This is a genomic window from Streptomyces sp. NPDC059255 (genome assembly GCF_042752355.1).
Classification (GTDB): Bacteria; Actinomycetota; Actinomycetes; order Streptomycetales; family Streptomycetaceae; genus Streptomyces.
Window position 1 is genome coordinate 56547 of sequence record NZ_JBHYZP010000015.1, and the last position, 20285, is coordinate 76831.

The 20285-nt window shown below is 72.4% G+C and carries 16 protein-coding genes and 2 tRNA genes; 15 read left to right on the forward strand and 3 right to left on the reverse strand.

All coding sequences use genetic code 11. The features are described from left to right. Window positions 1-185: 185 nt before the first annotated feature. From rsfS to ACFXKG_RS19165, 6 genes are all read left to right on the forward strand, one after another. A complete protein-coding gene (rsfS, locus tag ACFXKG_RS19140; protein WP_384840229.1) occupies window positions 186-668 on the forward strand; it encodes a ribosome silencing factor in 483 nt (160 codons plus the stop codon). After that, the gene (locus ACFXKG_RS19145; RefSeq protein WP_384840232.1) at window positions 665-1318 is read left to right on the forward strand and encodes a histidine phosphatase family protein; all 654 of its coding nucleotides are present in this window, start codon (window positions 665-667) and stop codon (window positions 1316-1318) included. Before rsfS ends, ACFXKG_RS19145 begins: the two co-directional genes overlap by 4 nt. A gap of 150 nt (window positions 1319-1468) precedes the next feature. Continuing rightward, window positions 1469-1541, forward strand: a tRNA-Ala gene (locus tag ACFXKG_RS19150). Between the two features lie 149 nt (window positions 1542-1690). Continuing rightward, window positions 1691-1813 (forward strand): hypothetical protein, encoded by a 123-nt coding sequence (locus ACFXKG_RS19155; protein ID WP_384840252.1) that lies wholly within the window; start codon window positions 1691-1693, stop codon window positions 1811-1813. Between the two features lie 3 nt (window positions 1814-1816). Further along, window positions 1817-2050, forward strand: coding sequence for a hypothetical protein (locus ACFXKG_RS19160; RefSeq protein WP_329827141.1), 234 nt, complete (start codon window positions 1817-1819; stop codon window positions 2048-2050). A 139-nt stretch (window positions 2051-2189) separates the two neighbouring features. Beyond that, window positions 2190-2262: transfer RNA gene (locus tag ACFXKG_RS19165), tRNA-Ala, on the forward strand. 271 nt (window positions 2263-2533) lie between these two features. On the opposite strand, the gene ACFXKG_RS19170 is transcribed toward ACFXKG_RS19165, so the two are convergent. Beyond that, window positions 2534-4135 carry an NADH-ubiquinone oxidoreductase-F iron-sulfur binding region domain-containing protein gene (locus tag ACFXKG_RS19170; protein ID WP_365819066.1) on the reverse strand — a complete coding sequence of 534 codons (1602 nt, stop codon included), beginning with the start codon at window positions 4133-4135 and terminating at the stop codon, window positions 2534-2536. Then, the gene (locus ACFXKG_RS19175) at window positions 4132-5994 is read right to left on the reverse strand and encodes a hypothetical protein (protein ID WP_384839986.1); all 1863 of its coding nucleotides are present in this window, start codon (window positions 5992-5994) and stop codon (window positions 4132-4134) included. Before ACFXKG_RS19175 ends, ACFXKG_RS19170 begins: the two co-directional genes overlap by 4 nt. 452 nt (window positions 5995-6446) lie before the next feature. On the opposite strand from ACFXKG_RS19175, the gene leuS reads away from it, so the two are divergent. The 8 genes from leuS to holA all read left to right on the forward strand — a co-directional run bounded on the left by leuS (window position 6447) and on the right by holA (window position 17534). Next, complete coding sequence (gene leuS / locus ACFXKG_RS19180; protein ID WP_384839989.1) at window positions 6447-9371, forward strand: leucine--tRNA ligase; 2925 nt, start codon at window positions 6447-6449, stop codon at window positions 9369-9371. Window positions 9372-9680: 309 nt separating this feature from the next. Beyond that, complete coding sequence (locus tag ACFXKG_RS19185; protein WP_384839992.1) at window positions 9681-10433, forward strand: hypothetical protein; 753 nt, start codon at window positions 9681-9683, stop codon at window positions 10431-10433. A 78-nt stretch (window positions 10434-10511) separates the two neighbouring features. Continuing rightward, complete coding sequence (locus ACFXKG_RS19190) at window positions 10512-11357, forward strand: DegV family protein (RefSeq protein ID WP_384839994.1); 846 nt, start codon at window positions 10512-10514, stop codon at window positions 11355-11357. A 148-nt stretch (window positions 11358-11505) separates the two neighbouring features. Continuing rightward, window positions 11506-12633 (forward strand): helix-hairpin-helix domain-containing protein, encoded by a 1128-nt coding sequence (locus ACFXKG_RS19195; RefSeq protein WP_384839997.1) that lies wholly within the window; start codon window positions 11506-11508, stop codon window positions 12631-12633. A 17-nt stretch (window positions 12634-12650) separates the two neighbouring features. Continuing rightward, window positions 12651-15131, forward strand: a complete 2481-nt coding sequence (locus ACFXKG_RS19200) for a ComEC/Rec2 family competence protein (protein WP_384840000.1) — start codon at window positions 12651-12653, stop codon at window positions 15129-15131. A 148-nt stretch (window positions 15132-15279) separates the two neighbouring features. Next, the gene (locus tag ACFXKG_RS19205) at window positions 15280-16176 is read left to right on the forward strand and encodes a YceI family protein (RefSeq protein ID WP_384840003.1); all 897 of its coding nucleotides are present in this window, start codon (window positions 15280-15282) and stop codon (window positions 16174-16176) included. Window positions 16177-16207: 31 nt separating this feature from the next. Next, window positions 16208-16453: a hypothetical protein gene (locus tag ACFXKG_RS19210; protein ID WP_384840006.1), complete on the forward strand. Its 246-nt coding sequence runs from the start codon at window positions 16208-16210 to the stop codon at window positions 16451-16453. A gap of 88 nt (window positions 16454-16541) precedes the next feature. Continuing rightward, window positions 16542-17534, forward strand: a complete 993-nt coding sequence (gene holA / locus ACFXKG_RS19215) for a DNA polymerase III subunit delta (RefSeq protein WP_384840009.1) — start codon at window positions 16542-16544, stop codon at window positions 17532-17534. Between the two features lie 301 nt (window positions 17535-17835). Here holA and rpsT read toward each other — a convergent pair whose 3' ends face one another. Further along, on the reverse strand, window positions 17836-18102 hold the full coding sequence (gene rpsT / locus ACFXKG_RS19220) for a 30S ribosomal protein S20 (RefSeq protein ID WP_329827156.1): 267 nt from the start codon (window positions 18100-18102) through the stop codon (window positions 17836-17838). 247 nt (window positions 18103-18349) lie between these two features. On the opposite strand from rpsT, the gene lepA reads away from it, so the two are divergent. Then, the gene (gene lepA, locus ACFXKG_RS19225) at window positions 18350-20218 is read left to right on the forward strand and encodes a translation elongation factor 4 (RefSeq protein WP_384840013.1); all 1869 of its coding nucleotides are present in this window, start codon (window positions 18350-18352) and stop codon (window positions 20216-20218) included. The last annotated feature ends 67 nt before the right edge of the window (window positions 20219-20285 follow it).

The following is a 20285-nucleotide window of genomic DNA, read 5'->3' on the forward strand; positions in this document are numbered from 1 at the left end:
CCGCCGTTGTCCCGGACGTCGTGGGCCAGTACTACACCCCGCACTCGGCCGGGTCGGCCCGTCCCCGGGGCGCCCCCGGCCCCCCCGCCGGCGCCGCGTGACCGGCGCGCGGTGTCTCCCGGGTGCCGGGCCGCCGGGCGGAAGAACGGCTGTGCGGGCTGTCGGTGGTCCGTGAGATCCTGGGCATCTCCACCACCGCCGACGAAAGCCTGCCAGTGACCGCTACTGATCGTTCCATCGAGCTCGTCAAGACCGCCGCCCAGGCGGCCGCGGACCGGCTCGCGCACGACATCATCGCGTACGACGTGAGCGATGTGCTGTCCATCACCGACGCCTTCCTGCTCGCCTCGGCGCCCAACGACCGCCAGGTGAAGTCGATCGTCGACGAGATCGAGGAGCGCCTCCAGAAGGAGCTGGGCGCCAAGCCGGTGCGCCGCGAGGGCGACCGTGACGCGCGCTGGATCCTCCTCGACTACGTCGACATCGTCATTCACGTCCAGCACAGCGAGGAGCGGGTCTTCTACGCGCTGGAGCGGCTCTGGAAGGACTGCCCCGAGCTGGAGCTGCCCGAGGACGCCGTCAAGACGCGCGGCAAGGGCCAGGAGCACGCCGCGACGGTGGGCGAGCACGCCGGAATCGCCGGTGACGCGGACGGTGAGCTGAGCTGAACGGCTCCAAGGGCGGCAGGGGCCGCCGTATCGTCCTGTGGCGGCACGGCCAGACGGCCTGGAACCTGGAGCGCCGCTTCCAAGGCTCCACGGACATCGAGCTGACCGAGGCGGGCGTCGGACAGGCCCGCAGGGCCGCCCGGCTGCTCGCCTCCCTCAAGCCGGCCGCGATCATCGCCTCCGACCTGCGGCGGGCCGCCGCCACGGCCCGCGAGCTGACCGCGCTGACCGGCCTCGGCATCACGCACGAGGCGGCGCTCCGCGAGACGTACGCGGGCGCCTGGCAGGGCCTGACCCACGAGGAGATCGTCGAGCGGTACGGCGACCAGTACGCGGCCTGGAAGCGCGGCGAGCCCGTGCGGCGCGGCGGCGGCGAGCTGGAGACCGAGGTCGCGGACCGCGCCGCGCCCGTGGTGCTCCAGCACGCCGAGAAGCTGCCCGACGGCGGCACCCTGGTCGTGGTCAGCCACGGCGGGACGATCCGCACCACCATCGGCCGGCTGCTGGGCCTGGAGGCGCACCACTGGGAGGGGCTCGGCGGGCTCACCAACTGCTGCTGGTCCGTCCTGGGCGAGGGGGCGCGCGGCTGGCGGCTCCTGGAGCACAACGCGGGCACCCTTCCGGAACCGGTCCTCGGTGACGACGACTGAGGCCCTGTGGCGCGGCGTCCGGCGGCCCGGCCTCCGGCGACCGGACATCCGGCGGCGGGGCCTTCGGCCGGGGAGCCACCGGATTTCGCTTTCCGGCAGGTCGCAGGCTAAAGTTCTTCTTGTTCGCAGCGCGAAGCGCGGGGAACACGAGGGGCTATAGCTCAGTTGGTAGAGCGCCTGCATGGCATGCAGGAGGTCAGGAGTTCAATTCTCCTTAGCTCCACAATCAGCGTCACGAACCCGATCCCGTCCCCCGCTGGGGGGCGGGATTTCTGCTGTACGGACGCCATTTCAGGCTGACCAGCACTCTCCGGCGTGGCAGAATCGGACGACCGGATGGGGGTCAGGGACCGGACCGGGAGGGAGAGCGCGATGTCCGCCAGCAGAGTCGGCTGTCCCTCGTACCACGTGTCCCCGGCCGACCATGTGGTGGCCGGTGACATTTCCGGAATTTCCTACGTGTGCACGGCCTGCTGCGGCCACATCTGGAGCTGATCGATGGGTGCGCACAGGCGTAAATGCGACTGGTGCGGCAGCGGTACGCCGATTGTGCGGGACATGGACCCGCTCAACCCCGAGTACCAGTACTGGTGCGAGGAGTGCGCGCGGGCGCTGATCATAAAAGGCGACCCCATCGAGACCTACCGGGAGTTGGAGGGCGAGCCGATCTACGGCCGGCTCCTGGAGGAGCACTGCACGCTCAAGCGCTTCTACTCCTTCGCCACCGCCTGAACGACGCCCACCGGCCCCCGGCCGGCCGCCGCCAGGGCCCCGAGCGGCACCCGGGCGGAATCGATTTGGCGGTGGGGCACAGGGACCGTTAATGTTGGCGATGCCGCCGAGGGGGAAACCCCGGGGCGGCGGACCGCAAGGGGCTATAGCTCAGTTGGTAGAGCGCCTGCATGGCATGCAGGAGGTCAGGAGTTCAATTCTCCTTAGCTCCACAAGATCTCAGAGGATCACAAGAAGATCGCAGGAAGCGGGTCGTCCGATCAGGGCGACCCGCTTCTCGTATGTCTGCCGCTTTCCGCTCGCTGTCTGCTTCCGTCGCCCTTCCGTTGCCCGTCTCCGGTCCGTTGCCCGTCTCCGGTCCGTTGCCCGTCTCCGGTCCGCTGCTCGTCTGCCGGTCCGTTGCCCGTCTCGGCCGGTCGTCTCCGGCGATCTCCCGGGCGGCCGGACCGGCGGACCCCGTCAGGGGCCCGCCGGCGCGCTGGTTCAGCCGCGGCCCCGGCCGAGGGCCTTGCGCCCGCCGCCCGGCGGCAGCTCGGCGCGTGAGGGCTCCTTGCGCGGCGGCGCCGGGGGCGCCTTCTGCTCCAGCCGGAGCGCCAGCGCAGGGCACCGCCGTACGGCGCGCTGCGCGGCGCCCTGGAGGTGCACCGGGACATCCGTCTTGGCCGGCGTGGGGAAGCCGTCCGGGGTCATCCGGAACAGCTCCGGGAGGATGTCCGCGCACAGGCCGTGGCCCTGGCAGAGCGTCCAGTCGATGGCGAGCATGCCGCCACTGGGGATCGACTCGACCTCGTCCTGGTAGCCCTCGTTGGGCAGCGGAAGCACTCCGGTCGTCTCGCGTCCGCAGCCCCCGTTGAGCACATGCGCGGCGAGGTCGTCGGTGAACGCCGAGAGGGTGGAGGAGAAGAAGCGCGCGGAGCCGTCGGGGTGCTGGCACGCGCCGCGCTTCTTGACCGACTGGGTGACCGCGCGGAGCGCCTCCAGGGCCGCCTGGCCGCCGCCGTTGATCACGTCGGCCAGCCCGCTCGCCGCCGCCGGCAGACCGAGCCGGCAGGGGCCGCACTGCCCGGCGGTCTCCGCCGCGAGCCAGTTGGCGACCCGTAGCGCCTCGCCCAGTGGGCAGGTCTCGGGGCCGATCGGCAGGATCGCGCCGGCGCCCAGCGCGCCGCCGAACGACTTGAAGGACTCCTTGGAGATCACGGCCTCGTGGGCGGCGATCGCGTCCATCCAGTTGCCGTGGTAGCCACCGGTCAGCACACCCTGGGGCATCGGCGGCGCGCCGGCCATCTGGAGGATGTAGCGCAGCGGCACGCCGGAGGGCGCCTCGATGACCATGGGCCGGGCGACCGCGCCGGAGAGGGTGAGCATGACCGTGCCGGGCTCGGTGTCGAGCCCGGTGTGGGCGTAGCGGCGGGCGCCGATCCGTGCGCCGATGGCGAGTTGGGCGAAGGTCTCCGCGTTCGACAGCAGCGTGGGGAGGCCGCCGACGCCGGACTCCGCGGCACGCTCACGGCGGCCCGGCGGCTTGGCGGGCCCGCCGTTGATCGCGCGGATCACGGACGACGCCTCACCCGAGACCATGCGCTCCGGCGTACGGACGACCTTCGCCCGCAGTTGCTGGCCGCGCCGGTCGGACAGACCCCGCTCGGCGAGCGCCGCGCGGATCGAGACCTCGGTGGAGTTCCTGGTCACGGCGATGACCAGGGTGCGGGCGCCGAGCGCCTCCGCGGCCAGCAGCGCGCCGTCGAGGATGAGGTGCGGCGCCCGGTTGAGCATCACCGTGTCCTTGCGGCAGGGCGGTTCGCCCTCACTGCCGTTGACGACGACGACCGGCCGGACCCCGCGGCTGATCGCCGACTTGGCGACGGCCCGGAGTTTTCTGTGGAAGGGGAAGCCCGCGCCGCCGCGGCCGGTCAGGGATATGTTCTCGGCCAGCTGGGCCAGCCGCTCGCCGGTCATCGCCTCCAGCGGCCCGTGCACCTTGAGGTGCATGGGCAGGTCGAGACGCTCGACGAGATCGAATCCCTGGGTGAGCTGGGGGAGGCCGACGACACGGACCTCGGGGACATCGGGGAGAGGGGCATTCACGGACGGTCTCCTGCGGGTGCCTGCCAGGGTTCCCCGGCCGGGGGCGGATAGGGGGACGTGCCCGGTCCGGGCTGACCGGGTCCGGGCTGCCGCCGGCTGTCGTACGGCTGGCCGTCGTAGGCGGGTACGGAGCCGGTGTCGTACGGGGGAACGGCGCCCGTCCCGTACGCCGGGACGGAGCCCGTGTCGTACGTGGGGATGGCGCCGGTGTCGTACTGCGGAGCGGGGCCGTTGCCGTAGGGGGACGCGCCGTCGGGCCCGTAGGGGGAGCCGGTGCCGTACGCGGCCGCGGCTCCCGGGTCGAACTGAGGGATGGACCCGGTGTCGTACTGCGGGGGCTGCGGGCTCTGCGGGCCCTGAGGGGTCATCCCCGGGTTGTACTGAGGGATCGCCCCGGTGTCGTACGGCTGGTTCTGGCCCGGGTTCTGGCCGCCCTGGCCGGCTTGGTACGCCGGGATCGCGCCGGTGTCGTACGGCTGGTTCTGGCCCGTGCCGTACCCGGCGCCCGCCCCGGGGTACTGGGGGGTCGCGCCGGTGTCGTACGGCTGGCCCGGGTTCTGGCCGCCCTGGCCGCCGTCGTACGCCGGGATGGCCCCGGTGTCGTACGGGGTCGGCGGGGGCTGGGTGAACGCCTGGCCGGGCCGGGGCGGCGACGGGGCGGGCCAGGAGCCGGGAGGGCCGGCCGGCTCGTCCGTGATGACCGGCAGTTCCTCGGTCATCGGGATGCGCTCGGCGAACGGGACCTCCCCGCCCTGCTGACCACCGGCCGCGGGGGAACCGGAGGGCTGCGCGGGCATCCGGGCCGTCGCGTCCATGGACATGGCGCGATAGCCGGCGGAGATCCCGGTGCCGGAGTCCTGGCCCCGGTCGACGGTTTCGTATCCCGGCAGCGGATTGCCCCGTGGCGCGACGAACGTGTCCGCCATGGGGTCACCGGCCGCGAGCGGGTCCGCGGCCGGTGTGGCCTCGTACAGCGGCGGCGACGGGGCGGCGAGCCGCGGTGGCGTACGGCCCCCGCCGAGCGGGGCGGAGCGCGTCGAGGCCTCGATGGGGTCCTGCTGGGGCCTGGCCTTGTACTCGCGCTGCGGGGGGATACCGCTGGCGCCCGGGAGCGGGGAGGCGGAGAGGTCGCGGAGCTGGGACGACTCCCGGTTCTCCATGTCGGCGCCCGTCATCGAGACGATCCGGTCGGCGACGCGTCGCTGGACGTGGCGGGGGAGCAGCCGCAGCGAGACGACGCAGGCGACGCCGATCATGACGACGGAATACATCACCGTGACGTAGGTGGCCGCGGGACGTCCTGTGAAGAGTCCGTGAATCATGGCGAAACACCACGACGGATAGGCCACCATGTGGATCGCCCGCCAGCGGGCGGCGTACTTGCCGGGGAGGGCGAAGACGCTGCGCAGGGCGCCGGTCGTGCCGGCCACGATCATCAGGAGCCCGGCGAGCGAACCCATGCCGATGAGGCCGTTCGTACCGGAGATGCCCAGGCCGAAGGGGAGCAGGGCGCCGATCACGGCGACCTTGCCCAGAGTGATCTTGATGGAGACATGCAGCAGCAGGAAGCCGATCGCGGCGACGGCGGTCGCCCGATGGATGCCCTGGGCCAGCAGCCGCTGTCGCGGCGCGAGGAGCAGCCGGTCGGTGGCTATCAGACCCCAGACGACCGCCCCGGACATCGACAGCAGCGACAGCACGCCTGCGCCGAAGTCGATGAAGGCCTGGAAAGCGTCGCCTCCTACGACGGCGAGTAGTGGTACCAGTACCAGTGCTGCGGCGGTCGCGATCCCCTGGATCGCCCGGCTGTTGCCGGACTCCGGGTTGGGCGACGCGCCGGACTTGCTTAGAGGGTTCATAGGGGGCAACTCCGAAGGGCTCGGGAAAGCGGTCCCGCTGCCGCATGCTAAGTGGAGCCATACCGGGCAGTACCCCGTTTGAAGGTTTAGCCAGGTGAAGGTGAGTTATCCGACTCTGTTGTTGCCCGGATAGGCCCGATACGCGGAGTAAGGCTGGCAGTTGAGCTTTGCCGTACGGTTACCCGAGGGGCGACGGTCGGTACCTCCCGCGGGCGTTCGTGCGCGCGGAACGGGCACTGCGGTACCCTGACGCCATGCGTGCCGTACGCCTTCTGCTTAGCGGGCCGCGCTGACCAGTCCCGACCGATGACCGATCCGGTCGGAGTCAGCGCGGCGTCCCCTCCTGTGTGAGGGGCATTTTTCTTTCGCTGACCGGTGGTCCGGTGCGGCCCTGTGCCGCCCGGTACGGCCGGCCCCGCTGGCAGAGACGATCGATGGAGCTTCAGGACATCATGAGCGAGACGAATTCGGCTGCCGCTTCCGCCGCCGCCGCTTCCGCCGCTGCCGAGACGGCAGCGCCGCACCGCTACACCGCGGCCATGGCCGCGGACATCGAGGCGCGCTGGCAGGACTTCTGGGACGCCGAGGGCACGTACGAGGCGCCGAACCCCACGGGTGAGCTGGCCGGCGATCCCGAGCTGGTAGCCCGGCCCAAGAAGTTCGTCATGGACATGTTCCCGTACCCCTCGGGCAGCGGACTGCACGTGGGACACCCGCTGGGCTACATCGCCACCGACGTGTTCGCCCGTCACCAGCGCATGACCGGTCACAACGTCCTCCACACCCTGGGCTTCGACGCGTTCGGCCTGCCCGCGGAGCAGTACGCGGTCCAGACCGGGACGCATCCGCGGACCTCCACCGAGGCCAACATGGAGAACATGAAGGTCCAGCTCCGCAGGCTGGGCCTGGGCCACGACCGGCGGCGCTCCTTCGCGACGATCGACCCGGACTACTACAAGTGGACCCAGTGGATCTTCGTACAGATCTTCAACTCCTGGTACGACCCCGACGCGGACCGCGCACGCCCCATCGACACGCTGGTGGCCCAGTTCGAGAGCGGGGAGCGCCCGACGCCCGACGGGCGCCCCTGGAGTGCGCTGAGCGCCCCCGAGCGGGCCGACGTCCTGGGCGGTCACCGGCTGGCGTACGCCTCCGACGCGCCCGTCAACTGGTGCCCCGGCCTGGGCACGGTGCTGGCCAACGAGGAGGTCACCGCCGACGGCCGCTCCGAGCGCGGCAACTTCCCGGTCTTCAAGGCGAAGCTGCGCCAGTGGAACATGCGCATCACCGCCTACGCCGACCGGCTGCTGAACGACCTGGACGCGCTGGACTGGCCCGAGGCCATCAAGCTCCAGCAGCGCAACTGGATCGGCCGCAGCGAGGGCGCGCGGGTCGACTTCCCGGTGCCCGACGCCGCCGGCGGCAGCGCCGCGATCACGGTCTTCACGACCCGTCAGGACACCCTGTTCGGCGCCACGTACATGGTGCTGGCGCCCGAGCACGACCTGGTGGAGAAGATCGTCCCGGCGGCCTGGCCCGAGGGGACCCACACGGTGTGGACGGGCGGTCACGCGACCCCCGTCGAGGCCGTCGCCGCGTACCGCAAGCAGGCCGCGGCCAAGTCCGACGTGGAGCGGCAGGCCGAGGCGAAGGACAAGACCGGGGTCTTCACCGGCGCCTACGCCACCAACCCGGTCAGCGGCGAGCGCGTCCCCGTCTTCATCGCCGACTACGTGCTGATGGGGTACGGCACCGGCGCGATCATGGCCGTACCGGCGCACGACAGCCGCGACTTCGCGTTCGCGCGCGCCTTCGAGCTCCCGATCCGCTGTGTCGTCGAGCCCTCGGACGACCGGGGCACCGACCCCACCACGTGGGAGGACGCGTTCTCCTCGTACGAAGCGCCGCTCGTCAACTCGGCGAGCGCGGACATCACCCTGGACGGCCTGCGCGTGGCCGAGGCCAAGGCGCGGATCACCGACTGGCTGGCCGCGCGCGGCATCGGTGAGGGCACCGTCAACTTCCGGCTGCGCGACTGGCTGTTCAGCCGTCAGCGCTACTGGGGCGAGCCCTTCCCGATCGTCTACGACGAGGACGGCACGGCGCACGCGCTGCCCGAGTCGATGCTGCCGCTGGAACTGCCGGAGGTCGACGACTACTCGCCCCGTACGTTCGATCCGGACGACGCGGACACCCAGCCGGAGACGCCGCTCTCGCGGAACGCGGAGTGGGTCCACGTCGAACTGGACCTGGGACAGGGCGAGGGCGTCAAGCGCTACCGCCGCGAGACGAACACCATGCCGAACTGGGCCGGTTCGTGCTGGTACGAGCTGCGCTACCTGGACCCGCACAACGACGAGAAGCTGGTCGACCCGGTCGTCGAGCAGTACTGGATGGGCCCGCGCGAGGGGCAGCCGCACGGCGGCGTCGACCTGTACGTGGGCGGCGCCGAGCATGCCGTGCTGCACCTGCTGTACGCGCGCTTCTGGTCGAAGGTGCTGTTCGACCTGGGACACGTCTCCTCGGCCGAGCCGTTCCACAAGCTCTACAACCAGGGCATGATCCAGGCGTTTGTCTACCGGGACAGTCGCGGCATCGCGGTGCCCGCGGCGGAGGTCGAGGAACGGGACGGCGGCTACTGGTACCAGGGCGAGAAGGTCAGCCGGGTCCTGGGCAAGATGGGCAAGTCCCTGAAGAACGCCGTCACCCCGGACGAGATCTTCACCGAGTACGGCGCGGACACGCTGCGGCTGTACGAGATGGCCATGGGCCCGCTGGACGTCTCGCGTCCGTGGGACACCCGCGCGGTGGTCGGCCAGTTCCGGCTGCTCCAGCGGCTGTGGCGCAACGTGGTGGACGAGGCGACCGGCGAGGTCACCGTCGTGGACACCGAGCACGCCGACATCGACGTGGACACCCTGCGCGCGCTGCACAAGGCGATCGACGGGGTCGTCCAGGACATGGCGGCGCTGCGCTTCAACACGGCCATCGCCAAGCTCACCGAGCTGAACAACCACCTGACCAAGACGGGGGCCCCGATCCCGCGCTCGGTCGCCGAACCGCTGGTGCTGCTGATCGCGCCGCTCGCCCCGCATGTCGCCGAGGAGCTGTGGCACCGGCTGGGGCACACCGACTCGGTCGTGCACCGGGACTTTCCGGTGGCGGACCCGGCGTACGTCGTGGACGAGGCCGTGACCTGCGTCGTGCAGGTCAAGGGCAAGGTCAAGGCGCGGCTGGAGGTCTCCCCGTCGATCTCGGACGAGGAGCTGGAGAAGCTGGCGCTGGGCGACGCGGGCGTGGTCGCGGCGCTGGGCGGCGCAGGCATCCGGAAGGTGATCGTCCGGGCGCCGAAGCTGGTGAACATCGTGCCCGCCTGATCGGATTCCGACCGGGTACGGACCTGGGCCGGACCGGGACCTGACCGGGCCCGGCCGGGGCGGGACCTGACCGGGCCCGGCCGGGGCGGGACCTGACCGGGCCTGGCCGGGGCGGGGTCCCGAGTCCGGCCGAGGTCCGACCGGGGTCCGACCGGGGATTGGCCGAGGTCCGAACCGGGTCTGCGCAGTGTCCGCCGGGCGGGTACACAGGGCTTTCCCCTACGGGCAGGTTGGGGGTTCCGAGGGAACCCGCAGCCTGCCCGTTCCGTTTACGGTGGAGGGGACACGACCAACAGCGAAGGGGCGCTCATGGACGTCGCGATCACCATCATGGCGTTGCTCTTCGTCGCCTTCGTCGTACTGGGGGTGTACGCGTGCGTGAAGGCGGTCGGCGCCGCCAGACGGGGTGTCGACCGAACGATCACGCAGGCCCGCCGCACGGTGGAGGACACGGCCCTGCGGGCGAAGAGCCTGGGGCAGCCCGGCACGGCGGGAGAGCTGGCCCAGCTGCGGCTGAGACTGCGCACCTCGATGCGCGCCACGCAGGACGCACTCCAGGCGGGTGTGGCGGAGGACGCCTCGCTGACGGAGTCGATCGAGCTGTTCGAGCGGCTGAGCGTGCACGGCCGGGAGCTGGACGACGAGCTGCGTCGGCTGGAGCGGGATCCCGACCGGAGCAGCGTCGGGCAGCGGCTTCCTGAGGTGCGCGACCGTACGGAGCGGATCACGCACTCCGCGGACTCGCTGCGCTGGGCCGCGCGGGACCGGGCGCGCAAGTTCGCCGAGGACGACCTGTCGTCGCTGAGCGCGCAGATCGATGTGGAGTCCGGCGCGCTGCGGCACTGGTCGGCGGAGCCCGCACAGCCCGCCGCGCCGGCGGGGCCGAGCGGGTCGACGGCTTCGGACGCGTGGCACGGGGAGCGGGGAGCCGCCGGGGCCGGGAGCCGGCCCGCGCCGCAGTCCGCCCCCGGGGAGCGCGCCGAGGCCATCGAGCCGCCCGATCCGCGGCGCGGGACCACGTACCCCTGGCAGAAGCAGGCCAGGCCCGAGACCACGAACTGACCATGCGTCGGGCCGGATCCGATCATTGGGACGGGGCCGGGCTGCCGCCCCAGGAAGACGACGGGTAACCTCCGGCTCATGTCCTGCCATGTCGCGATCGTCACCGATTCCACGGCCTACTTGCCGCCGCAGACGATGGAACGGCACGGCATCACCGCGGTGCCGCTGACCGTGGTGCTCGGCGACCGCGCGCTGGAGGAGGGCACGGAGGTCTCGGCCCGTTCGGTGGCCCTGGCGCTCCAGAAGCGGCATTCGGTCACCACGTCACGGCCGAGCCCCGAGGTCTTCGCCGCCGCGTACCGCGCCGCGGCGGACGCCGGGGCGGACGGGATCGTCTCGCTGCATCTGTCGGCCGAGTTCTCCGGCACGTACGACGCGGCGGTGCTCGCGGCCAAGGACGCGCCCGTACCGGTACGGGTGGTGGACACCGGCATGGTGGCGATGGCGCTCGGGTTCTGCGCGCTGGCGGCGGCCGAGGCCGCGGCGGGCGACGGCACGGTCGACGACGCCGTGGCGGCCGCCGAGAAGCGGGCCGCGGGCACCACCGCGTATTTCTATGTCGACACCCTCGACTACCTGCGCCGGGGCGGCCGGATCGGCGCCGCCCAGGCGCTGTTCGGCTCGGCACTCGCCGTGAAGCCGCTGCTCCAACTCGACGGCGGGCGCATCGAACTGCTGGAGAAGGTACGGACGGCGTCAAAGGCGATCGCCCGGCTGGAGGAGATCGTCGCCGACCGGGCCGGCGCGGGCCCGGTGGACATCGCCGTGCACCATCTCGCGGCGCCGGAACGGGCCGCGGCGCTCGCGGAGCGGCTGCGTGAGCGGCTCCCGGGGCTGGTGGAGCTTCATGTCAGCGAGGTCGGCGCGGTGATCGGGGCGCACACGGGACCGGGGCTGCTGGGGGCCGTGGTCTCACCGCGCTGACGGGCCCGCCGGGCCTGTCGGGCCTCAACTCTCGGCCGTAGTCGATTTTTCGCTCGTTCGGGTGGCCGAGTTTTCCACAACCGGCAGGTTTTCCACCGGAATTCGGGGTGCTCGGCGAGGCCGGGCGTGAGTGCCTACCGTTCTCGGCATGACTCTCCGAACACGCTCCGTGACCAGCGGCCCGGGCCGTTCCCCCGGCTCCGACGTCCGTGCCCGCCACGGCCGCACCCGCCCCCGCGCGGCTGCCCGTATCGGGACGGCGGCCCGCGTCCGCGCGCACGCGGTGTCCACGTCAGCACCTGCCGAGGCATCCGTATCCGTCTCCGCGTCTGCGTCCGCACCCGCTTCGCTGTCCACGTCCGTACCCGTACGGGCGCCTTCGCTCCCGCTCCCGCACTCACCTCCGACGGAGCCGCGCCGTCGGGCGGACGCGCTCTTCCCGGCTGCTTCCGGGGGCACCGCGACGGTGGCCGCTCCGGGACCCTCGCCGACTCCCAAAGCGGCTCGGGCGCGCGCGTGGACCGGGGCGCTGGCGGCGGTGCGTGAGCGGCTGCCGCTGTGGGTTCAGCTCCGGTGCGGTCTGGAGCCGAGGACGCTGGGCGCGCTCGCGGTGGTGCTGGTGGTGGCCGCCGGCCTCGCCGCTCAGCACTTCTGGACCGGGCGTCCACAGTCCGTCCGCGCCCCCGACACGGTCCGTGCGGACGCGGCCGCCCTCGGTGGCACGGCCGAGGACATCCCTGCGCCGCTGCCGGAGGCCGTCGTGGCCAAGCCACCGCCCGAGACGGCCCGGATCGTGGTGGACGTGGGCGGCAAGGTGCGGGAGCCGGGCGTGCTGCGGCTGCCCGCCGGATCGCGGGTCGCCGACGCGCTGCACGCCGCCGGGGGTGCCGAGCCGGGCGCGGATCTCACCGGGCTGAACCGCGCCCGGCTGCTGATGGACGGCGAACAGGTGGTGGTCGGCGGCCCCGCCCCGCCGGGCACGGCCCCGGGCGGCGGATCGGGTGGATCCGGCGGAGGCGGGGGAAGCGGCGGGGGAGCCACGTCCGGTGCCGGGTTCGGCGCGGGCCCGGGGGGACAGCCGCCCGGACCCGTGAGCCTGAACATCGCCACACCGGACCAGCTCGACACGCTCCCCGGGGTCGGGCCCGTACTGGCCCGGCACATCATCGACTACCGCACCCGGCACGGCGGATTCCGCTCCGTCGACGAGCTGCGCGAGGTCAACGGCATCGGTGACCGCAAGTTCGCCGACCTCCAGCCGCTGGTACGGCCATGACGGTCCCCCGTACGGGCATGACGCGCCCCGCGGTCCACCGGGCGGCCGGTCACCGCCTGGGAGCGGCGGCTCCGCGCGTGGAGGGCCCGGCCGATCTCCGGCTCGTGCCGCCCGCGCTGGCGGCGTGGGGCGCGGCGGCCCTGGCCGTGGGTGCCCCGGGCCGCTGGACCGTGCTCGGAGTGCTGGCCTGTCTGCTGGCCGGCGCGCTGCTCCTGGTCCGGTCCGGCGCCGCCGCCGGGCCCCGGCTCGCCGGGGTGGCCGCCGCGGGCGTGCTGTTCTGCGCCGCCGCGGGGGCCGCCTCCGCCGGGCTGCACGGCGCGGACGCCCGGCGCGGGCCCGTCCCCGGCCTCGCCGAGCGATATGCCCCGGTCACCGCGGAGTTGACGGTCACCTCCGACCCACGGGCCACGCACCCCAGGGGCGGGGGCGACCGGACCGCCGCGGGCGGCTTCGTCCTCGACGCGGAGATCACCCGGGTGACGGCGGTCCGCGGCGCCGCGACCGCGGTCCGTACGCCGGTCCTGGTGATCGTCCCGCCCGGTGAGCACCCCGGCCGCTGGCAGCGGCTGCTGCCGTCCACCCGGCTGCGGCTGTCCGGGCGGCTGGCGCCCCCGCTCCACGCGGACGACCGCTACGCGGCGGCCCTGCGCGTCACGGGCAAGGGCCCGCCGGCCGTCACCGGGCCGCCCAGCCGCGTGCAGCGCACGGCCGGAGCGCTCCGCGCCGGGCTGCGTGCGGCGACCGAGGAACTGCCGCCCGACGCCCGCGCCCTGCTGCCCGGGCTGGTCGTCGGCGACACCGCACGCATCACGCCCGAACTCCACGACGCCTTCGCCGCCACCGACCTGCTGCACCTCATGGCCGTCTCCGGATCGAACCTGACCATCGTCCTCGTCCTGCTGATCGGCCCGCCGGGACTGGCGTTACGGGCCGAACGCCGCGGGCTCGCCCCGCGGCTCGGGATCTCGCTGCGGACGACCGCGCTGCTCGGCGGAGCGCTCACTCTCGCGTTCGTGGTGGTCTGCCGACCGGAACCCAGCGTGCTGCGGGCCGCCGCCTGCGGGCTGATCACCCTCCTCGCCATCGGCACCGGCCGCCGCAGGACGCTGCTTCCCGCGCTGGCCGCGGCCGTCCTGCTGCTCGTGCTCCTCGACCCCTGGCTGGCCCGTAGCTACGGCTTCCTCCTCTCCGTACTGGCCACCGGGGCCCTGCTCACCATCGGCCCCCGTTGGGCCGGGGCGCTGACGCGACGCGGGGTGCCACCCAGGCTCGCGGAGGCACTGGCCGCCGCCGGTGCCGCCCAGGCCGTCTGCGCGCCCGTGGTGGCCGTGTTCGCTGCCCGGGTCAGCCTCGTCGCCATCCCCTGCAATCTCTTCGCGGAGCTGGCGGTCGCCCCGGCCACGATCCTCGGCTTCGCCGCGCTCGCCCTGGCCCCGGTGGCGCTGCCCGCCGCCGAGCTGGTGGCCCGGTGCGCGGGCTGGCCGGCGGGGTGGATCGCCTCCGTCGCCCGCGGCGGCGCGGCACTGCCGGGGGCCCAGACCGACTGGCCCGGCGGCTGGTGGGGCGGCGCGCTGCTCGCCGTCCTCACCGTCCTCGTCGTGCTCGCCGCCCGGCGGATCCCGCGCCACCCCTGGACCGCCGCGCTCTGCGCCGTACTCCTGATGCTCGCGGTCGTGCGGCCCCCGCCCTTCACCCGGATCGTCACCGGCTGGCCGCCGCCGGGCTGGACGTTCGCGATGTGCGACGTCGGCCAAGGTGATGCGACCGTCCTCTCCGCCGGGGACGGCGCCGGCGTGGTGGTGGACACCGGCCCCGACCCCGGGCCCGCCGACCGGTGTCTGCGGGATCTCGGCATCAGCCGTGTCCCGCTGCTCCTGCTCACCCACTTCCACGCCGACCACGTGGCCGGGCTGCCCGGGGTGCTGCGCGGCCGGGCGGTCGGCGCGATCCAGACCACGACCTCGCCCATACCCCCGGACCAGGCCGCGTTCGTACGGCGCACCGCCGACGCGGCGCGGGTGCCCGTCGTCCGCGCCGTCCCGGGGGAGCGGCGCACCACCGGGCCGCTCGACTGGCGGGTGCTCTGGCCCCGGGCCGGGGTGGCACCCGTCGCGACCGAGCCCAACGACTCCAGCGTCACCCTGTTCGTGCGCGTGGCCCGGGGCCCCACGCTGCTGCTCCTGGGCGACCTCGAACCGCCCGCCCAGCGCGGCCTGTCGCGGGATCATCCGGGGCTGCCCGCGGTGGACGTCCTGAAGGTGGCCCACCACGGCTCGCCCCATCAACACCCGGGGCTGCTCAGGGACGTACGCCCGAGGCTGGCGCTGATCTCCGTGGGCCGGGACAACCCGTACGGGCATCCCGCGCCCCGTACCGTCGACGCGCTGCGCGCCGGGGGAGCGAGGGTGCTGCGCACCGACCGGGACGGGGCGATCGCGGTCGTGGGGGCCGGGGCCGGACTGCGGGCCGTGCCCAGGGGACGGAACGGTGGTCCGTAAAGCTCGAGTTCTCTACTTGTCGGTACGTTTGCCTCGAACGGGGCAAGAGTGATCGAATGCCTATTCGTCATGGGTCGCCGTCCCGTTCGAGGCAGACGTACCAACGCGCGGCCCCCGAAGAGAACGACCGCACAGGGGTACGTACACCATGATCAGCCGCCTTCTCGGCCGACGGACGGCCGCTCATCAGAAGCCCGACCCGTTCGCCGGACTCTCGGTGCCGCCCGGCGCCGGGCTGCTCACGTGCCGGGTCGTCGACCCGGTCGACGAGCCGGTCGGACAGGCCGAGTTCACGGTGAGCGACAGCAACGGCCGCAAGGTCGTGAGCGGGGAGACGGATCCGTTCGGGACCGTGGTGGCGATGGTCCCCTTCGGGGAGTACCGGCTGGCCATATCCGCCGACAGCTTCACCCCGTTCCGGGGCAATGTGACGGTCGGTGAGAACGGCGGCGCCGGCGGTCCTGGCGACATCACGCTGCAGGTGGCCCCGTCACTGCCGCTGCCCGCGCCCGGCGACTGGGAGATCGAACCGGCCCACTCCCGGATCGGTTTCATCGCCCGTCACATCGGGCTGGCCCGTGTCCACGGCCGCTTCGACAACTTCGCCGGGGCGATCAGGATCGGCGAGACGATGGAACAGTCGGCGATGCACGTCGTCATCGGCGCCGCGTCGATCGACACGAGCGTCCAGATGCGCGACGACCATCTGCGCTCCGCCGACTTCCTCGACGTGGACAACTACCCGACGCTGGAGTTCTACAGCGACCGCTTCACCCACCGCGGCGGCAACAACTGGGGGATCACCGGCGCCCTCACCCTGCACGGCGTCACCCGAACGGTCACCCTCGACGCCCACTACCTGGGCCTGGGCAACGGCATGGAGGGGGAGACCCGCGCGGCCGTCCGCGCCAGTACGGAGCTGCACCGCGAGGACTACACCGTGAACTGGCAGTCGATGCTGGCCCGGGGCATCGCGGTCGTCGGCTCCAGCATCAAGATCGAGATGGATATCCAGATCGTGCCCAAGACCGTCCCCCAGGGCTGACCGGGCCGTTCGCGGCTGGGAGAATGCGGCCGTGAGCGATGTGAGACACGTACTGGTGCTGCCCGACCGCGACGCGGCGGAGGAGGTGGCGCAGGCGCTCGGCGAGCGGTTCGCGGTGGCCGAGGAGCCCCAGCTCGTACGGGACGCCCTGGCCGGCGAGGACGACGCCGAGGACGCCCAGTGGCTGGTGGTCGTGGAGGACCCCGAGGCCCGGCTGGACGCCGGGGCGCTGGACACGTTCGTGGCCGGCTGGGACGGCTGGCGCGAGACCCCGTAACCCGCTTCGGCGCCGCGCGTCCGCGCCCGCCGGTCCGCCCCCGGACGCGCGCCACCGCTGTCGGTGGGGCGTGAGATCGTGGACCACGATGGCCACCAGAAAAGCTTCTCCCGACGATCCGCTCGCCCCGCTCACCCTCGCCGTGGGCCAGGAGGACCTGCTGCTCGACCGCGCCGTGCAGCAGGTGGTCGCGGCGGCCCGCGCCGCCGACGCCGACACGGATGTCCGCGACCTCGCTTCCGACCAGCTCCAGCCCGGCACCCTCGCAGAGCTGACCAGCCCCTCGCTCTTCGCCGAGCGCAAGGTCGTGGTCGTACGGAACGCGCAGGACCTCTCCGCCGACACGATCAAGGACGTCAAGGCGTATCTCGACGCGCCGGTCGAGGAGATCACCCTCGTGCTGCTGCACGCGGGGGGCGCCAAGGGCAAGGGGCTGCTGGACGCCGCCCGCAAGGCGGGCGCCCGCGAGGTCCCCTGCCCCAAGACGACCAAGCCCGCCGAGCGGCTGGGGTTCGTACGGTCGGAGTTCCGCGCGCTGGGCCGCTCGGCCACGCCGGAGGCGTGCCAGGCCCTCGTCGACGCGATCGGCAGCGACCTGCGCGAGCTGGCGAGCGCCGTCGCGCAGCTCGTGGCGGATGTCGAGGGGACGATCGACGAGGCGGTCGTCGCCCGCTACTACACCGGGCGCGCCGAGGCGTCCAGCTTCAATGTCGCCGACCGCGCCGTGGAGGGCAGGGCGGCCGACGCGCTGGAGGCGCTGCGCTGGTCACTGGCGACCGGTGTGGCCCCCGTGCTGATCACCAGCGCCCTCGCCCAGGGTGTCCGGGCCATCGGCAAGCTCTCGTCGGCCCGTGGCGGCCGGCCCGCCGATCTCGCGCGGGAGCTGGGGATGCCGCCGTGGAAGATCGACCGGGTGCGCCAGCAGATGCGCGGCTGGACCCCGGACGGCGTGGCGGTCGCGCTGCGGGCCGTCGCCGAGGCCGACGCGGGCGTCAAGGGCGGCGGGGACGATCCGGAGTACGCGCTGGAGAAGGCCGTCGTCGCGATCGCCCGCGCGGCCCGCGCCGGCCGCCAGGGGTAGCGGCGGCCTCGGCATGAGGGGCGGCCTCAGAGCGCCCCCCGGAAGGCCCGTCGTCGGCTCCGGACCCGTTGGCCGGCCACGGCGAAAGCTCCGGACCTGCCGGCCGGCCACGGCGAAGGCCCCGGACCGTCCTGGGTGGACGCTCCGGGGCCTTCGACGTCAGGCTGTGAAGCTCATGAAGCTGCTGAACTCGCACCCGCGTGGCGAACGCAGTCGCGTGCGAGTTCGGGGTTCGCCGGTCAGGAGCGGTAGAGAGGGCCCGCTGAGTCCTTTCCGGCGGTCAAATCAAGTAGACAGGGGCTCAGCCCTGGAGGGTGGCGACCTTGGAGGCCAGCGCCGACTTCTTGTTGGCGGCGGCGTTCTTGTGGATGACACCCTTCGAGACAGCCTTGTCGAGCTGACGGGACGCCTCGCGAGAAGCCGCGGTGGCCTTCTCGACGTCACCGGCGGCAGCGGCCTCGCGGGCCTTGCGGATCGCGGTCTTGAGCGACGACTTGACAGCCTTGTTGCGCAGGCGTGCCTTCTCGTTGGTCTTGTTCCGCTTGATCTGGGACTTGATGTTCGCCACGTTATGAGCCTTCTCAGCTTTGATGAATTCGTTTGACTCGGTACAGCACTCTGTACAGCAGCGTCCGGGCTCCCACCCCGCCGAGGCGGAGTGAAGAGGGAGCAGGATGCAGCTAGCCAGGCTAGCAGCGACCCCGCGACCGGCCCAAACCGGGCGCAGTCCCGCACCCATGGGACCATGGAGCCTACGTATCGATCCGCGTCCACCCGAGACGAGACGCCGCGCGTCTCAAGAATCAGGACCCTGCGTGCCCGCGACCCCTCTCCACGTGCCCGAGCCGAGCCGTACGGACCCGGCGCTGCTCCGCAACTTCTGCATCATCGCCCACATCGACCACGGCAAGTCGACGCTGGCCGACCGGATGCTCCAGCTCACCGGAGTGGTCGACCAGCGGCAGATGCGCGCTCAGTACCTCGACCGGATGGACATCGAGCGCGAGCGCGGCATCACGATCAAGTCCCAGGCGGTCCGGCTGCCCTGGGCCCCCACCACGGGGGAGGGCCAGGGCACCACCCATGTCCTCAACATGATCGACACGCCGGGGCACGTGGACTTCACCTACGAGGTCTCCCGTTCGCTCGCGGCCTGCGAGGGCACCGTCCTGCTGGTGGACGCCGCCCAGGGCATCGAGGCGCAGACGCTCGCCAACCTCTACCTGGCGATGGAGAACGACCTCACCATCGTTCCGGTGCTCAACAAGATCGACCTGCCGGCCGCCCAGCCGGAGAAGTTCTCCGAGGAACTGGCGAACCTCATCGGCTGCCAGCCCGAGGACGTCCTGCGCGTCTCGGCCAAGACCGGTGTCGGCGTGGACGCCCTGCTCGACAAGGTGGTCAAGGAGGTCCCGCCGCCCGTCGGTGTGAAGGACGCCCCCGCCCGCGCGATGATCTTCGACTCGGTCTACGACTCCTACCGGGGGGTCGTCACGTACGTCCGGGTCGTCGACGGCCAGCTCAGCAAGCGTGAGCGGATCCGGATGATGTCCACCGGCGCCACCCACGAGCTGCTGGAGATCGGGGTCTCCTCGCCGGAGATGACCCCGGCCGACGGCATCGGCGTCGGCGAGGTGGGCTACATCATCACCGGCGTGAAGGACGTACGGCAGTCCAAGGTCGGCGACACGATCACCACCCTGAACAAGGGGGCGACCGAGGCGCTCGGCGGCTACAAGGACCCGAAGCCGATGGTCTTCTCCGGCCTCTATCCGCTGGACGGCTCGGACTACCCCGAGCTGCGCGACGCGCTCGACAAGCTCCAGCTCAACGACGCCGCCCTGGTCTACGAGCCGGAGACCTCCGCGGCGCTCGGCTTCGGTTTCCGCGTCGGCTTCCTCGGGCTGCTGCACCTCGACGTGATCCGGGAGCGGCTGGAGCGCGAGTTCGGCCTCGACCTGATCGCCACCGCCCCCAACGTGGTCTACCGCGTCGAGATGGAGGACGGCAGCGAGCACACGGTCACCAACCCGAGCGAGTTCCCCGAGGGCAAGATCGACTCGGTGCACGAGCCGGTGGTACGGGCCACGATCCTCGCCCCGAGCGAGTTCATCGGCGCGATCATGGAGCTGTGCCAGAGCCGCCGCGGCACGCTGCTCGGTATGGACTACCTCTCCGAGGACCGCGTCGAGATCCGCTACACGCTGCCGCTCGCCGAGATCGTCTTCGACTTCTTCGACCAGCTCAAGTCCAAGACCCGGGGCTACGCCTCGCTCGACTACGAGCCCACCGGCGAGCAGACCGCCAACCTGGTCAAGGTCGACATCCTGCTCCACGGCGACAAGGTCGACGCCTTCTCCGCGATCACCCACCGGGACCAGGCGTACGCGTACGGGGTGCGCCTGGTGGCCAAGCTCCGCGAGCTGATCCAGCGCCAGGCCTTCGAGATCCCCATTCAGGCGGCCATCGGCTCCCGGGTCATCGCCCGCGAGACCATCCGCGCCATCCGCAAGGACGTGCTGGCCAAGTGCTACGGCGGTGACATCTCCCGGAAGCGGAAGCTGCTGGAGAAGCAGAAGGAGGGCAAGAAGCGCATGAAGATGGTCGGCAGCGTGGAGGTCCCCCAGGAGGCGTTCATCGCCGTGCTGTCCAGCGACGACTCCGGGGGCAAGGCGAAGAAGTAGCCGCCTCCGGCACCACTACCACCGCTACGGGCCCTCACACCGCGCTGTGAGGGCCCGTAGCGGCATC

Bases quoted from the DNA above. Each gene is read 5' to 3' on its own strand.
- ACFXKG_RS19185 (WP_384839992.1), top strand. From the start codon at position 9,681: ATGGACGTCGCGATCACCATCATGGCGTTGCTCTTCGTCGCCTTCGTC.
- ACFXKG_RS19205 (WP_384840003.1), top strand. From the start codon at position 15,280: ATGATCAGCCGCCTTCTCGGCCGACGGACGGCCGCTCATCAGAAGCCC.
- ACFXKG_RS19200 (WP_384840000.1), top strand. From the start codon at position 12,651: ATGACGCGCCCCGCGGTCCACCGGGCGGCCGGTCACCGCCTGGGAGCG.
- leuS (WP_384839989.1), top strand. From the start codon at position 6,447: ATGAGCGAGACGAATTCGGCTGCCGCTTCCGCCGCCGCCGCTTCCGCC.
- ACFXKG_RS19160 (WP_329827141.1), top strand. From the start codon at position 1,817: ATGGGTGCGCACAGGCGTAAATGCGACTGGTGCGGCAGCGGTACGCCG.
- holA (WP_384840009.1), top strand. From the start codon at position 16,542: ATGGCCACCAGAAAAGCTTCTCCCGACGATCCGCTCGCCCCGCTCACC.
- ACFXKG_RS19195 (WP_384839997.1), top strand. From the start codon at position 11,506: ATGACTCTCCGAACACGCTCCGTGACCAGCGGCCCGGGCCGTTCCCCC.
- ACFXKG_RS19190 (WP_384839994.1), top strand. From the start codon at position 10,512: ATGTCCTGCCATGTCGCGATCGTCACCGATTCCACGGCCTACTTGCCG.
- ACFXKG_RS19175 (WP_384839986.1), bottom strand. From the start codon at position 5,994: ATGAACCCTCTAAGCAAGTCCGGCGCGTCGCCCAACCCGGAGTCCGGC.
- ACFXKG_RS19155 (WP_384840252.1), top strand. From the start codon at position 1,691: ATGTCCGCCAGCAGAGTCGGCTGTCCCTCGTACCACGTGTCCCCGGCC.